At 35.2% G+C, this 16,861-nt stretch carries 6 protein-coding genes; 5 read left to right on the top strand and 1 reads right to left on the bottom strand.

What is annotated here, in order from left to right:
• The first annotated feature begins 457 nt into the window (after positions 1-457).
• From OLM54_RS19605 to OLM54_RS19615, 3 genes are read left to right on the top strand one after another with little or no spacing between them, the layout of a single operon-like run.
• On the top strand, positions 458-11,812 hold the full coding sequence (locus OLM54_RS19605) for an HYR domain-containing protein (protein ID WP_264536225.1): 11,355 nt from the start codon (positions 458-460) through the stop codon (positions 11,810-11,812).
• Positions 11,813-11,862: 50 nt separating this feature from the next.
• Positions 11,863-12,774, top strand: a complete 912-nt coding sequence (locus OLM54_RS19610; protein ID WP_264536226.1) for a type IX secretion system membrane protein PorP/SprF — start codon at positions 11,863-11,865, stop codon at positions 12,772-12,774.
• 11 nt (positions 12,775-12,785) lie between these two features.
• Positions 12,786-14,789, top strand: coding sequence for an OmpA family protein (locus OLM54_RS19615; RefSeq protein ID WP_264536227.1), 2,004 nt, complete (start codon positions 12,786-12,788; stop codon positions 14,787-14,789).
• A gap of 178 nt (positions 14,790-14,967) precedes the next feature.
• Here OLM54_RS19615 and OLM54_RS19620 read toward each other — a convergent pair whose 3' ends face one another.
• Positions 14,968-15,309 (bottom strand): hypothetical protein, encoded by a 342-nt coding sequence (locus OLM54_RS19620; protein WP_264536228.1) that lies wholly within the window; start codon positions 15,307-15,309, stop codon positions 14,968-14,970.
• A gap of 90 nt (positions 15,310-15,399) precedes the next feature.
• Between OLM54_RS19620 and OLM54_RS19625 the strand changes: the two genes are divergently transcribed.
• Complete coding sequence (locus tag OLM54_RS19625) at positions 15,400-15,642, top strand: helix-turn-helix domain-containing protein (protein ID WP_264536229.1); 243 nt, start codon at positions 15,400-15,402, stop codon at positions 15,640-15,642.
• A 677-nt stretch (positions 15,643-16,319) separates the two neighbouring features.
• The gene (locus OLM54_RS19630; RefSeq protein WP_264536230.1) at positions 16,320-16,745 is read left to right on the top strand and encodes a CBS domain-containing protein; all 426 of its coding nucleotides are present in this window, start codon (positions 16,320-16,322) and stop codon (positions 16,743-16,745) included.
• The last annotated feature ends 116 nt before the right edge of the window (positions 16,746-16,861 follow it).

Below are 16,861 nucleotides of genomic sequence, written 5' to 3' on the forward strand. Positions count from 1 at the left end.
TTATTTAGGCGTTTTTTTAGAAGATAGATTTGTAAGATATTTTTGTGTATTCATTAGTATATTTCTAAATCATTAATAAATCAATAAAAATTTAAGAATTTTCTGCGTTATTATTGCCAAATAGTTAAGTTTTATAAGGTCTTAGGTTAATTTTTGTCGATAAAAAGTGCCGTTAAACGTTTTTTCGGGTAGTTTGTCGACGAAACTAGCTAGTATAGAGGTGTTTGTATATTTTCGCGCATCCAAATTACTAATTTAACCTAGAGACAACAGTACGTCTTGAACCTAATAATTCTTATGGTCCGAACACTACTTTTTTATTTTATAGACGTTGAAAAATCTTTTGTGAGATTTTTCAAATCCATATCCTTTCTTTTATCGTATCTGTCATATATGTTGAAAAACACTTTCCTTTTTTCAACTCCTAATATTTCTATTATTCAAACAATAGCTGTCTATGCGTAACTTTACTCTTAGCAAGTTTAATTCATTTAAACTAGTTTTTTTTATTTTATTATTATTAAGCACTACTCAAACCAGAGCTCAGTTTCCTTATTCGCAGTCATTTAAAAATTCGACAGCACCAGGTGTTTTGTTTGGAGGGAGTCCTGTTGCATTTCTAACAGCAGGGGCAGGAGCAAAAGACGGATATACTGATTTAGAAGGATCGGGTTATTTAAGACTTACAAATAGCCAAGGAAGTCAGAAAGGTATTGTATACTCAGATATGTATTCGTTTCCGTCTGCTTATGGTATGACAATTACATTTGAATATTATACTCATGGGGGAAATGGTGCCGATGGTATAGCTTTTATATTATTTGATGCCACAGCTTCGCCAGTTGCAACTGGTGCTTTTGGAGGTTCTTTGGGTTATGCACAAAGAAATACAGAAACAGGTTTCTCTAAGGGGTATCTTGGAATTGGGATTGATGAATATGGAAATTATTCGGCAAATAATGAAGGAAAAAGTGGTGGAGTAGCAGTATTACCCAGTAATATTACTTTAAGAGGTGCAGGAACAGGAACTACCGGTTATGCTTATTTAACTTCAGTACAAACTACAGCATTAGCAACCCCGTTTAATGTTGCCGGTAATGACAGAACAGCTACTGACAATACTAAAGCCGGATTTAGAAAAATGGAAGTAGTTTTAAAACCACGTTCAGGGGGTGGTTTTTTTATTAATGTTTATCTAACACATGGAAGTGTAAGAGATTTAATTATTAATAACTATGCCTACACAACTACAGCACCTTCAAATTTAAAATTTGCAATTTCTTCTTCGACAGGAGGGTCAAATAATTTTCATGAAATTCGTAATTTAAATATCACAGTAGATCAGTCAACACTTTTAACACCGGTAGCCAATGCCGATTCTTTAATAGGTTGTGTTGGTTTGCCTGCGACTTCTGGAGACATTACTGCAAATGATAATGGTACTGTTAATACATTAGGAACAATTAATAAATCTACTGTAGATTTAGATACTGCTACAGCAGGTATTCAAACATCAAATACAGTTGCCGGAAAAGGAACATTTACATATGATTCATCAACAGGCAATGTTACTTTCACGCCTTTAAACAATACAGTAGTTGGTCCGGTTGCCATTAATTATACGTTTAATGATACGTATAATAAGACATCTAATTCTTCTACAATAACGTACAATACTTATACGCCAATAGCTAATAATACAATTACTGCACCTTCGCCATCTTCATTTTGTACAAGTCCAAATGATCCGGGTAATATTGTTGGATCAACTGCAACAGGTGGTACAACTACATTAACATATCAATGGTACAGTAGTTTAGATAATGTAACTTTTAATCCTATTTCAGGAGCTACCGGTTTAAGTTATGATCCGCCTAGCACAAGTACAACAGCATATTATAGAAGAGAAGTAACATCAGCAACCTGTAAAAACACAAGTAATGTAGTGTCTATAATTTTTGGAACTGCAAGTACACCAACCGCTACAGCTGCAACGGCCGTAACATGTAATAGTTTTACAGCAAACTGGAATGCAGTACCTAATGCTTCATCCTATGGATTATCAGTTTCTACAAATTCAGGATTTACCAGCCATGTAGGTAATTTTGATGGAAGGGATCTTACCTCTGCCACTTCGTATAATGTTACAGGTTTAACTTCCGGACAAACATATTATTTCAAAGTTTGGTCTTTCAATTCATGCGGAGTTGGAGCAACATCATCTAATGTGATTTCAGTAATTGTAGGTAATGGATCGGTTGCCGGAACAGTATCTTCAGCACAAACAATTTGTTCAGGGTCATCTCCCGCAGATTTAACTTTAAATGGTTATACAGGAACAATTCAATGGCAGTCATCAACAGATAATAGCTCTTTCAATAATATTTTGTCAGCCACTGGCTCAACTTTAACAAGTGCCCAAATGGGTACACTTTCGGCAAATAAATATTATAGAGCAGTCGTAACCAGTGGTTCATGTACACCGGCAAATACAGCTTCTGTTTTAATTACAATTAGTCCGGTACCAACATTAGCAACAGCTGCACAATCAGCTACGGTTTGTGTGGGTTCTACAGCAAGAATAAACTTAACAGGTTTATTGGCCAATAGTACATCTACTATTGTTTATTCTATAGATGGAGTATCTCAAACCCCGGTTACGGGAGTAATCGCAAATGCATCAGGTGCGAGCGGATTTGATTCTGCAGTTTTAACAGCTGCCAATGATGGAAAAATATTAAAAATAACAGGAATTACAACAACAAGTACAACACCAAACTGTACAAGTGCTGTTGATAAAGATGTAGTACTAAGTGTAAATGCCACTTCAATTGGAGGAACAATTGCAGCAGTACCGGCAATTTGTGCGGGAACTTCACCAGCCAATTTAGTTTTAAGCGGAAATACAGGAACAGTTGTAAAATGGCAGAAATCTACCGATTCTGGATTTACAAGCCCTGTTGATATTGCAGGAAATTCAACCACGTTAACAGGAGCAACTATTGGAAACTTAAATACCAGTACTTATTTTAGAGCTATAGTTCAAAATGGAGTTTGTTCTGCAGCTTTCTCTAGTTCTGTCCTTGTAACTGTTAATGCATTACCAACTATACTTTCATTAACCGGAAATACCATTTGTGTTTCACCGGGTGGAAACGGAACCATTACATCTTCAACTTCAGAAACAGGAATAAGTTATCAATTATATAATTCAGGTAATACCGCAGTTCAAACAGCAAAATCAGGTACAGGATCAGCATTAAGCTGGACAGGTCTTGCAGCCGGAAATGGTTATTATGTGATTGCAACAAATACTTCTACGACTTGTACTTCTACAAGTGGTACAGTAAATATTACAACAACGCCAAATCCTGTAGCACTTACATTAACAGGAAGTTCGATTTGTGTTTCGCCTGGCGGAAACGGAACCATTACATCTTCAACTTCGGCGACGGGAATAAATTATCAGTTATATAATTCAGGTAATACCGCAGTTCAAACAGCAAAATCAGGTACAGGATCAGCATTAAGCTGGACAGGTCTTGCAGCCGGAAATGGTTATTATGTGATTGCAACAAATACTTCTACGACTTGTACTTCTACAAGCAGTACAGTAAATATTACAACAACGCCAAATCCTGTAGTTCTTATATTAACAGGAAGTTCAATTTGTGTTTCACCTGGTGGAAACGGAACCATCACATCTTCAACTTCAGAAACAGGAATAAGTTACCAATTATTTAATTCAGGTAATACGGCAGTTCAAACGGCAAAATCAGGTACAGGATCAGCATTAAGTTGGACAGGTCTTGCAGCTGGAAACGGTTATTATGTAGTTGCAACAAACACTTCTACTACTTGTTCTTCTACAAGCGGTACAGTAAATATTGTTACAACACCAAATCCTGTAGCCCTTGCATTAACAGGAAGTATGATTTGCGTTTCACCTGGAGCAAATGGAACCATTACATCCACAGCTTCAGTAACAGGAATCAATTATCAATTATATAATTCAGGTAATACGGCAGTTCAAACAGCAAAATCAGGTACAGGATCAGCTTTAAGCTGGACAGGTCTTGTAGCTGGAAATGGTTATTATGTGACAGGAACAAACGCTTCAACTACTTGTTCATCTGTGAGTAATATAGTTGATGTTGTAAATGATACTCAAAAGCCAACAATTACTTGTCCATCAAATGTTACGGCTGTAGCCGATGCCAATTCATGCGTTGCTACTGGAGTAAATTTAGGAACGCCTACAATTTCAGATAACTGTAGTGGAACAGTAACAACAATAAACAATGCACCATCGAGTTTTCCAATTGGAGTTACAACAGTAACATGGACAGCTACAGATGGTATGGGAAACACACAAACCTGTACCCAAACAGTAACAGTAAACGATACCCAAAAACCAACAATTACGTGCCCATCAAATGTTACGGCTGTAGCCGATACCAATTCATGTACTGCTACAGGAGTAATTTTAGGAACACCAGCAACAACGGACAATTGCACAGGCACAATAACAGTAACCAACGATGCGCCATCAAGCTTTCCAATTGGTGTTACAACCGTAATCTGGACTGCTAAAGATACAGCAGGGAACACACAAACCTGTACCCAAACAGTAACAGTAAACGATACCCAAAAACCAACAATTACGTGTCCAGCAAATGTTACGGCTGTAGCCGATACCAATTCATGTACTGCTACAGGAATTGTTTTGGGAACACCAGCAACAACGGACAATTGCACAGGCACAATAACAGTTACCAACGATGCGCCATCAAGCTTTCCAATTGGTGTTACAACCGTAACCTGGACTGCTAAAGATACAGCAGGAAATACGCAAACCTGTAGCCAAACAGTAACAATAAACGATACCCAAAAACCAACAATTACGTGCCCATCAAATGTTACGACTGTAGCCGATACCAATTCATGTACTGCTACAGGAGTTGTCTTGGGAACACCAACAACGACGGACAATTGCACAGGCACAATAACAGTAACCAACGATGCGCCATCAAGTTTTCCAATTGGTGTTACAACCGTAACCTGGACTGCTAAAGACACAGCAGGAAACACACAAACCTGTTCTCAAACAGTTAAAGTAGTAGGTCCAATTAAAGCAAATGATGATATTGTATTATCATTAAATGGATATACAGGAGGAACTACTGTTTCAAACGTATTAAGTAATGATCTTTTAAATTGTAATAATGTAATTGCAAGTGATATAAATCTTACTTTAACAAGTACTTTACCATCGGTTTTAAATTTTAATGCAACTACTGGATCAGTAACAGTTAATCCACAAACTCCTGCGGGAACTTACTCATTCGATTATACAATCTGTGAAAAATCAAATAGCACTAATTGCAGTACAGCTTCAGTTAAAATAACAGTTGTTGTTCCAACAATAAATGCGGTAACAGAAACGACAACATCAATCAACGGAAATACCGGCGGCACCACAATTTCATTAACTGCTAACGATACCTTAAACGGAAATCCTGTAGTTATCGGAACAAATCTGGGAGAAGTAAAATTAACAGGCATCACAGTTCCAACAGGATTGACACTAAACCCAAACGGAACAATAACTGTTGCAGCAAATACTCCGGCAGGAAACTACAATGTAGAATACAGCATCTGCGAAATTACCAATCCAACAAACTGCGACACAGTAATTTCAGTAATTGTAGTTGGAAAACCAACAATTGATGCAGTAACAGAAACTGCAACATCAATCAACGGAAATACTGGAGGCACAACAACAGAATCACTAATTACAAACGATACCTTAAACGGAAATCCTATAGTTATCGGAACAAATCCCGGTGAAGTAAAATTAACAGGCATCACAGTTCCAACAGGATTGACACTAAACGCAAACGGAACAATAACTGTTGCAGCAAATACTCCGGCAGGAAACTACAATGTAGAATACAGCATCTGCGAAATTACCAATCCAACAAACTGCGATACAGTAATTTCAGTAGTTACAGTTGGAAAACCAACAATCGATGCGGTAACAGAAACGACAACAGAAGTTAACGGAAATACTGGAGGAACAACAACTTCATTAACTGCTAACGATACCTTAAACGGAAATCCTGTTGTAATTGGAACAAATCCCGGTGAAGTAAAATTAACAGGCATCATAGTCCAAGCAGGTTTAACACTAAACGCAAACGGAACAATAACTGTTGCAGCAAATACTCCGGCAGGAAATTATAACGTAGAATACAGCATCTGCGAAATTACCAATCCAACAAACTGCGACACAGTAATTTCAGTAGTTACAGTTGGAAAACCAACAATTGACGCTGTAACAGAAACTACAACAGAAGTTAACGGAAATATTGGAGGCACAACAACAGAATCACTAATTACAAACGATACCTTAAACGGAACTCCGGTTGTAATTGGAACAAATCCGGGAGAAGTAAAACTAACAGGTATTACAGTTCCGACAGGATTGACACTAAACGCAAACGGAACAGTAACTGTTGCAGCAAATACTCCTACAGCAAATTATAACGTAGAATACAGTATCTGCGAAATCACCAACCCAACAAACTGCGATACAGTAATTTCAGTAATTGTAGTTGGAACACCAACAATAGATGCGGTTACCGAAACGACAACAGAAGTTAACGGAATCACAGGCGGCACCACAATCTCATTAACTGCAAACGATACTTTAAACGGAACTCCTGTAGTTATCGGAACAAATCCGGGTGAAGTAAAATTAACAGGCATCACGGTTCCAACAGGATTGACACTAAACGCAAACGGAACAGTAACTGTTGCAGCAAATACTCCTGCAGCAAATTATAACGTAGAATACAGTATCTGCGAAATCACTAATCCAACAAACTGCGATACAGTAATTTCAGTAATTGTAGTTGGAAAACCAACAATTGATGCAGTAACAGAAACGACAACAGAAGTTAACGGAAATATTGGAGGCACAACAACTTCATTAACAGCCAACGATACCTTAAACGGAAATCCTGTAGTTATCGGAACAAATCCCGGTGAAGTAAAACTAACGGGTATTACAGTTCCAACAGGATTGACACTAAACGCAAACGGAACAGTAACTATTGCAGCAAATACTCCGGCAGGAAATTATAACGTAGAATACAGTATCTGCGAAATCACCAATCCAACAAACTGCGATACAGTAATTTCAGTAATTGTAGCTGGAAAACCAACAATCGATGCGGTAACAGAAACGACAACAGAAGTTAACGGAAATACTGGAGGAACAACAACAGAATCACTAATTACAAACGATACCTTAAACGGAACTCCTGTAGTTATCGGAACAAATCCGGGAGAAGTAAAACTAACGGGTATTACAGTTCCAACAGGATTGACACTAAACGCAAACGGAACAGTAACTATTGCAGCAAATACTCCGGCGGGAAATTATAACATAGAATACAGCATCTGCGAAATTACCAATCCAACGAACTGCGATACAGTAATTTCAGTAATTGTAGTTGGAAAACCAACAATTGATGCAGTAACAGAAACTACAACAGAAGTTAACGGAAATACTGGAGGAACAACAACTTCATTAACAGCCAACGATACCTTAAACGGAAGTCCGGTTGTAATTGGAACAAATCAGGGAGAAGTAAAATTAACAGGCATCACAGTTCCAACAGGATTAACATTAAACGCGAATGGAACAGTAACAATTGTAGCGAACACTCCGGCAGGAAATTATAATGTAGAATACAGTATCTGTGAAATTACCAATCCAACAAACTGCGACACAGTAATTTCAGTAGTTACAGTTGGAAAACCAACAATTGACGCTGTAACAGAAACTACAACAGAAGTTAACGGAAATACCGGCGGCACAACAATTTCACTAACAGCAAACGATACCTTAAATGGAACTCCTGTAGTTATCGGAACAAATCCGGGAGAAGTAAAACTAACAGGCATCACAGTTCCAACAGGATTGACATTAAACGCGAATGGAACAGTAACAATTGTAGCGAACACTCCGGCAGGAAATTATAATGTAGAATACAGTATCTGTGAAATTACCAATCCAACAAACTGCGATGTTGTAATAAGTATTATTCCAGTTACAGGCGGACTACTTCAGGCAAATCCTGATGTAATTCCTTCGGTAGTTACAACAAATCTGCAACAAACTATTGTGAATGTTTTTGATAACGATACCAATAACGGAATCGCTGTTGTACCAAATGATGTAAATCTTTCAATAGTAACTCCGGATCCAACAGGAATTTTAACCTTAAACCCTGACGGAACGGTAACTGTAGGAGCAAACGCACCAGCAGGAAACTATGAATTGACTTATCAAATTTGTGAGAAATTAAACCCGACAAATTGCAGTTCAGCAACTATAAAAGTAACAGTAAACGCTCCAGTTATCAATGCAGTTGAAGATACTACAACAACAATTATCAATGGAGTTGTTGGCGGAAAAACAGAACCGTTAGTTGCAAATGATACTTTAAACGGATTACCGGTTGTTATCGGAACAAATCCAGGAGACGTAAAACTAACAGGAGTAACACTTCCAACAGGATTTATTTTAAATGCAGACGGAACAGTAACGGTTCCGGCAAATACTCCGACAGGAAATTATAATGTAGAATACAAAATTTGTGAGATCAACAATCCAACAAATTGTGATAGTGCGACTTCAATAATTGTGGTTAACGGAGGCGTTTTAATTGCAAATCCAGATGTAATTCCTTCGGTAGTTGCAACAAATCTGCCACAAACTATTGTGAATGTTTTTGACAACGATACCAATAACGGATTACCAGTTATTGCAAATGATATGAACCTGACACAAACTGTTGCAGATCCAACAGGAATTTTAACCTTAAATCCTGACGGAACAGTAACTGTAGGAGCAAATGCACCAGCAGGAAACTACGAATTGACTTATCAAATCTGCGAAAAATTAAACCCGACAAATTGCAGTTCAGCAACTATAAAAGTAACAGTAAACGCTCCGGTTATCAATGCAGTTGAAGATACTACAACAACAATTATCAATGGCGTTGTTGGCGGAAAAACTGAATCGTTAGTTGCAAATGATACTTTAAACGGAAATCCTGTAGTTATCGGAACAAATCCGGGAGACGTAAAACTAACAGGAGTAACAGTTCCAACAGGATTTATTTTAAATGCAGACGGAACAGTAACGGTTCCTGCAAATACTCCGGCAGGAAATTATAATGTAGAATACAAAATTTGTGAGATCAATAATCCAACAAATTGTGATAGTGCAACTTCAATAATTGTGGTTAATGGAGGCGTTTTAATTGCAAATCCTGATGTAATTCCTTCGGTAGTTGCAACAAACCAACCACAAACTGTTGTGAATGTTTTTGATAACGATACCAATAATGGAATCGCTGTTGTACCAAATGATGTAAACCTTTCAATAGTCACTGCAGATCCAACAGGAATTTTAACCTTAAACCCTGACGGAACAGTAACTGTAGGAGCAAACGCACCAGCAGGAAACTATGAAATTGTATATCAAATCTGCGAGAAAGTAAACACAACAAATTGTAGTTCGGCTTCAATAAAAGTAGAAGTTAAAGCAGGAATCATCAACGCAGTTGAAGATACTACAACAACAATTATCAACGGAGTTGTTGGCGGGAAAACAGAATCGTTAGTTGCAAATGATACGTTAAACGGATTACCTGTTGTTATCGGAACAAATCCGGGAGACGTAAACCTAACAGGAGTAACACTTCCAACAGGATTTATTTTAAATGCAGACGGAACAGTAACGGTTCCTGCAAATACTCCGGCAGGAAATTATAATGTAGAATACAAAATTTGTGAGATCAATAATCCAACGAATTGTGATAGTGCGACTTCAATAATTGTGGTTAACGGAGGCGTTTTAATTGCAAATCCTGATGTAATTCCTTCGGTAATTGCAACAAACCAACCACAAACTGTTGTGAATGTTTTTGATAACGATACCAATAATGGAATCGCTGTTGTACCAAATGATGTAAATCTTTCAATAGTAACTGCAGATCCAACAGGAATTTTAACCTTAAACCCTGACGGAACAGTAGCTATCGGGGCAAACGCACCTGCAGGAAACTATGAAATTGTGTATCAAATTTGCGAAAAACTGAACCCAACAAATTGTAGTTCAGCAACTATAAAAGTAATAGTAAACGCGCCGGTTATCAATGCAGTTGAAGATACTACAACAACAATTATCAATGGCGTTGTTGGCGGAAAAACAGAATCATTAGTTACAAATGATACTTTAAACGGATTACCGGTTGTTATCGGAACAAATCTGGGAGATGTAAAACTTTCAGGCATTACCGTTCCAACAGGATTTATTTTAAATGCAGACGGAACAGTAACGGTTCCTGCAAATACTCCGGCAGGAAATTATAATGTAGAATACAAAATTTGTGAGATCAACAATCCAACAAATTGTGATAGTGCTACGTCTATAATTGTTGTAACAAACGGAGATCTTCATGCAAACCCGGATTTAATTCCTTCAGTAGTTGAAGGAAAACAGACGCAAGTTCTTTTGAATGTTTTTGATAATGATACTAATAGTGGATTGCCAGTTGTACCAAATGATTTGAACCTTACGATAGTAACGGCAGATCCAACAGGTTTCTTAACAGTGAATACTGACGGAACGGTAAGATTAGGAGCAAACGCACCTGCAGGAACTTATGAACTGACTTATCAAATTTGTGAGAAACTAAACGCCACAAATTGTAGTCAGGCAATTGTGCGTGTTAAAGTAAATGCAGTTATACCAATTACTCCAATGCAGCCAATTTTTGCGAGTAATGATACAGATGTTTTAGTTGACGGAATTAACGGTCAATTAGAATTTATAAATGTTTTGGCAAATGATTTATTAAACGGATTGCCGGTAAGTGCATCAGATGTAATAATTTCAAATACTCCAAATCCTTATTTTGAATTTAATTCAGATGGAACCGTAAATGTATTACCAAATACACCGGGAGGAAGTTACACATTAGCGTATCAAATTTGTGAAAAAGCAAATGCATCAAATTGCAGTACTGCTACATTAAATGTTTTTGTCGAAGTTCCCGCAATTGCAATTATTAAAACAGCAACTTTCAATGATGAAAATAGAGACGGATATGCAAATGCTGGAGAAACGATTGCTTATAAATTTAAAATAACCAATACCGGAAATGTTCCATTAGTAAAAATTATGGTAACAGATCTTTTACCGGGAATTGTGGTTTCAGGACAGGAAATTGATTTAGCCGTAAACGAATCTGATGAAAATAGTATTACAGCTCAATATAAAATTACCCAAACAGATATCAATTTAGGAAGCGTAAGCAATCAGGCAACTGTAAAAGGACGCAGTGAAAGAGGAGTTGTTGTCGAGGATAAATCAGACAATACAAATAATACAGAAGATAAGCCAACAGTTTTACCTTTAAACGGCTGTCAGATAGAAGTGCTGAATGCTTTCTCTCCAAACGGAGATAGTAAAAATGAAAGATTCTACATTCGAGGATTAGAATGTTATCCTGATAATACTGTTGAAATATACAATCGCTGGGGAGTTTTAGTATTTGATATCGATCATTATAATAATGAAGACAGAGCTTTTGTTGGATATTCAGCAGGTCGTGCAACAATTAAACAATCAGATGGATTGCCGGTTGGAACCTATTTCTACATTTTAAAATATAGAGACAGCGAATCAAATCAGCATGAAAAATCAGGTTACTTATATATCAATAAATAAAAAAAAATGCGGTTTAGTTTTTTAGCCAAACCGCTTTTAAAACTTATTAAATGAAAAAATTAATTTTAGTTTTTGTGTTTTTCTCAGCAGTGTGTTCCGCACAGCAAGATGCTCAATTTACGCAATACATGTATAATACCATCGAAATTAATCCGGCTTATGCGGGTTCGCGTGGTGTTTTAAGTGTTTTTGGTTTGTATCGTACGCAATGGGTTGGGCTTGATGGCGCTCCTGAAACAAGTACTTTTTCTGTAAATACACCTTTAAATAATAAAAAATTAGGATTAGGTGTTTCGTTGGTAAATGATAAAATCGGACCAACAAACGAAAATACTTTATCGGCTGATTTCTCGTATAGTATTCCAACTTCTGAATCATTTAAGCTTTCGTTTGGAATAAAAGCAACGGCGAATCTTTTCAATTTAGATGTAAATAAATTAAGTTTTGAAAATCAGGATGATCCGCAGTTTCAGGATTTACAAAATAAATTTACACCAAATGTCGGAGCAGGTATTTACTGGCATTCAGACAAAGCATATTTAGGATTATCAGTTCCTAATTTCATACAAACAAATCGCTATAGTGATGATGATGTTGCCATTTTTAAAGAAAAAATCAACTATTATTTTATGGCAGGTTATGTATTTAATTTAGATCATTTAGAATATATAAAATTCAAACCGGCCATATTAACCAAAATGGTCGAAGGAGCACCTTTGCAGGTTGATGTTTCAGGAAATTTTATGTTCAATGATAAATTTGTGGTTGGTCTTGCCTATCGCTGGAGCGCTTCGGTAAGTGCATTGGCAGGTTTTCAGGTTACAAATGGTTTGTATATTGGTTATGGTTACGATCATGAAACTACCAATCTAAGAAAATACAATTCAGGATCGCACGAGATTTTCTTACGTTTTGACTTTTTTAATAATTATAATAGAATGACATCACCAAGATTCTTTTAATTAATTTAAATATGAAGATTAAAAATTTAGCTTACAGCTTTTTGTTTTTTTGCTTTTCTATTACTGTAAATGCTCAGGATTCTAATGCAAAAAATGCAGATAAAAAGTATGATAATTATGCTTATGCCGATGCAATAAAATTATACGAAAATGCAATAAAAAAAGGCTATAGAGACGAAAACATACTTCAAAAACTGGGTAACTCGTATTATTTTACGGGAGATTTGGCACAAGCCTTAAAAAGCTATGAAGAATTGTTTGCACTGAATCGAAATCAGGAAGCAGAGTATTTATACCGATATTCTCAATGCTTAAAATCAGCCGGAAATTATAGTAAGTCTGATGAAATTTTAGATCTTTTTAGCGAAAAAGCCCCTTTGGATAAAAGAGGAATTATATTCAAAAAAAACAGAAATTATTTAGATGATATTAAAATAAATTCAGGCCGATATGAAATTGCCGATGCCGGAATTAATTCTAAAGACTCTGATTATGGAAGCGTACTTTTAGACAATAAACTGGTTTTTACATCAGCCAGAGATACGGGATCAATTGTAAAAAGAAATTTTAAGTGGACAAACAAACCCATTTCGGCTTTGTATGCTGTCGATTTAATGCCAGACGGAAGTATTGGTATACCAGTATTTTTTCATAAAAAAGATTTAAAAACAAGATTTAATGAATCGACGCCTGTTTTTACAAAAGATGGAAAAACAATGTATTTTACCAAAAACAATTCGATAAACGGTAAAAAAGGACAAAGCGAAAATAAGATTACACTTTTAAAACTCTATAAAGCAATCTTTATTAATGAAGAATGGGGCAGTATTCAGGAACTTCCTTTTAATAGTGATCAATATAGTGTGGCGCATCCGGCTTTAAGTCCAGATGAAAAAACATTGTATTTTGCGTCTGATATGCCGGGATCCCTTGGGCAGTCTGATTTGTTTAAAGTAAGTATAAACTCCGATGGCACTTATGGAAAACCAGAAAATTTAGGCGCAGAAATTAATACCGAAGGCAGAGAAACATTTCCGTTTATATCAAATGATAATGAAATTTATTTTGCAAGTGATGGAAGACCGGGTTTGGGCGGACTTGATGTTTTTGTCTCAAAAATAAATAACGACGGTTCTTATGATGAGGTACAAAATTTGGGAGAACGAATAAATAGTAAACAAGACGATTTTGCTTTTATAATTAATAGTAAAAACAGAAACGGTTTCTTTTCTTCAAATAGAGAAAATGGACACGGACTTGATGATGTTTATCGTTTTACAGAAATACGAAAACTTATTTGCGAACAGGATTTAATGGGAACCGTGACAGATACAGAAACAAATGAAACACTGCCAAACGTAACCTTATCATTGTTTAATGAAGCTTCTCAATTTATATCAGAAGCTGTTTCGGATCAAAACGGAAACTATATTTTTCCAAATATAAAATGCGGTAAAAAATATTTCATAAAAACATCTAAAACAGATTATGAAATAAAAGAAATTCCATTAGCGATAAAAAGACTTTCAGGAAAAACGACATTACCAATTGCTATTCAAAAGAAATTTACACCTTTAGTAGCAAAAACAATTGTGGTAAAAGCGACAAAAGTTAATCCGGTAATCATTAAATCGATAAAAGTAGGAACAGATTTAGCAAAACTGCTACATATTCCGATGAACTTTTTTGATTTAGGAAAAGCAACAATCAAAAAAAGCTCAGAACCGGATTTAATGAAAATTGTAGATATTTTAAACCAATATCCAACCTTAAAATTAGATATTCGTTCACACACAGACAGCCGACAATCTGCTGAAAATAATATGATTTTATCAGAGAAAAGAGCACAATCGACCAAAAATTGGTTAATACAAAAAGGAATTGACGGTAATAGATTAAATGCAAAAGGATACGGAGAAACACAATTAGTAAACCGTTGTGCCGATGGCGTAAAATGTACCGAAAAAGAACATCAACAAAACAGAAGAAGCGAATTTATAATTACCTACTTATAATTTTCATTTTTATTTAATTTTAATCCCTTTTCTAAATTTTAGAAAAGGGATTTTTTGTTTATAACCACAATCGTGTCATTGCGAGGAACGAAGCAATCTCATTTGCTAAATCAATTTTTGTTTTGTTAGTGTGGTTGCTTCGTTCCTCGCAATGACAAAATAGTAATGATAAAAAATCTTATTGAGTAACGCTTTGAAAATCTGAAACAAACATTCGATTAATTTCATCTAATACCTCAAATTCATCCGAAGGAAACATTTCAAGAACCATTTCTAAAATGAGCGATACATTAATAGGTTGAGTTTTGTTTATTTCTGAAACTTTATGAGCGTCTTGATCAAGAGCTATAATACATAATTTTATGGTTTCGGCAATAACACAACCAAGTTCAGAATAATTTGCCAGCTTCATTTGAGCCGTATAACCTCCTTTTTTATCATTAGACGGTTTTAAAGTGCTGAAATATAAGGCAGATATTTTTTTTAGGCGTTCTAAATTTTTAATTTCATTTGATTCCATGATATAATATTTTTTGTAAATATAGTCTTATATTTTAAATGGGGCATATATGTCTATTCTTTTTTTCTAATAGTTTAATAGATTTGATTTGTGGAAAATGATAGATACAAGTTAGAGATTGTTCGATTAGGATTACTGATCAAGGAACTTAGAATAAAAGAAAAAATTGCGCAACAACAATTGGCAATATTGTGCAATGTTGATAGAAAAACTATTTATCGAATTGAAAAAGGAGAACAAAATATTACTATTAGTTTGCTTTTTACAATAGCTGAATCATTGAAAATAAATCCAAGTATCTTAATAAGTAAAATATTTTCTAAAAATCAATAACGCTTCATAATCACAATCGCAATCTTGTCATTTCGACGCAAGGAGAAATCTTCGCGATAAAATTCGACAAAGCTTAGAAATACTTTATAGAGCTACTTGCGAAGATTTCTCCTCCGTCGAAATGACAAATAGAAACAATCGTCTTTAAAACTTGTCGGTTTTATATGTCATTGCGAGGAACGAAGCAATCTCGTTTGCTAAATCAATTTGTGTTTTGTTAGTGTGGTTGCTTCGTTCCTCGCAATGACAAAAATTGGGGTTACTTTGCCGTTTCAAGGGATTAAAATCCCTTGCTACAAAATAGATCATTCCTACGGAATTTTATAAAGAGTTTCGGAGAAACGGATTATATTGTAGGGATGGATTTTAATCCGTCTTCGCAATCATAACCGCAAATCGTGATAAAAAACAATCGTTCCTAAACCCGACAGGTTTTTAAAACCTGTCGGGTTTGTCGTAGAAAATCTTTTTTATTTATAATAAATCTAAAACCATCAAAAACCCTGCGCTTTTCGCAAAAAAGTATTAAAATTCATTCATTTTTTTAAAGTAAAATTTCTTTAAATTAAATTTTGACCTATTATATTTAAAATGAGCACGTTAAGTTTTAAAAAATCGATTTCGTTATTGTGTATTCTCATTTTTTTTTAACTTTATAGGACTAAAATTTTTCAGATATGACTGTAGAACAAATATTAAATGCAAAAGGAAGAAATGTTTTTTCAGTGCGCTCAACAACAACTGTTTATGAGGCATTGAAAGTAATGGGTGATAAAAATATCGGAGCAATTCTTGTAATAGACGGATCTGATTTAAAAGGTATTTTGTCTGAAAGGGATTATGCCCGAAAAATTGTTTTAAAAGACAAATCATCCAAAGAAACTTTTGTTCACGAAATCATGGAAAGTACTGTCTTTTCTGTTAAGCTTTCAAACAATATCGAAGATTGTATGGAACTTATGAGTACAAAAAGAATCAGACATTTACCTGTTTTAGAAAACGAAATTGTAGTTGGAATAATTTCTATAAGCGATGTTGTTAAGGCAATTATAGAAATTCAGAAAGACACAATTAATCATTTAAATTCTTATATCTCACAGTAAAAAAATCAAAAAAACAGTCTTTTATTAAATAGTCCAGGATAATTTGGACTATTTTTTTATTATCTGAATTTTCTTTTTAACAAAAGAAAGCTAAAAAATACGCCATTTTAAGTGAA

Source organism: Flavobacterium sp. N1736 (assembly GCF_025947065.1).
Classification (GTDB): Bacteria; Bacteroidota; Bacteroidia; order Flavobacteriales; family Flavobacteriaceae; genus Flavobacterium.

Bases quoted from the DNA above. Each gene is read 5' to 3' on its own strand.
- OLM54_RS19605 (WP_264536225.1), top strand. From the start codon at position 458: ATGCGTAACTTTACTCTTAGCAAGTTTAATTCATTTAAACTAGTTTTT.
- OLM54_RS19610 (WP_264536226.1), top strand. From the start codon at position 11,863: ATGAAAAAATTAATTTTAGTTTTTGTGTTTTTCTCAGCAGTGTGTTCC.
- OLM54_RS19615 (WP_264536227.1), top strand. From the start codon at position 12,786: ATGAAGATTAAAAATTTAGCTTACAGCTTTTTGTTTTTTTGCTTTTCT.
- OLM54_RS19620 (WP_264536228.1), bottom strand. From the start codon at position 15,309: ATGGAATCAAATGAAATTAAAAATTTAGAACGCCTAAAAAAAATATCT.
- OLM54_RS19630 (WP_264536230.1), top strand. From the start codon at position 16,320: ATGACTGTAGAACAAATATTAAATGCAAAAGGAAGAAATGTTTTTTCA.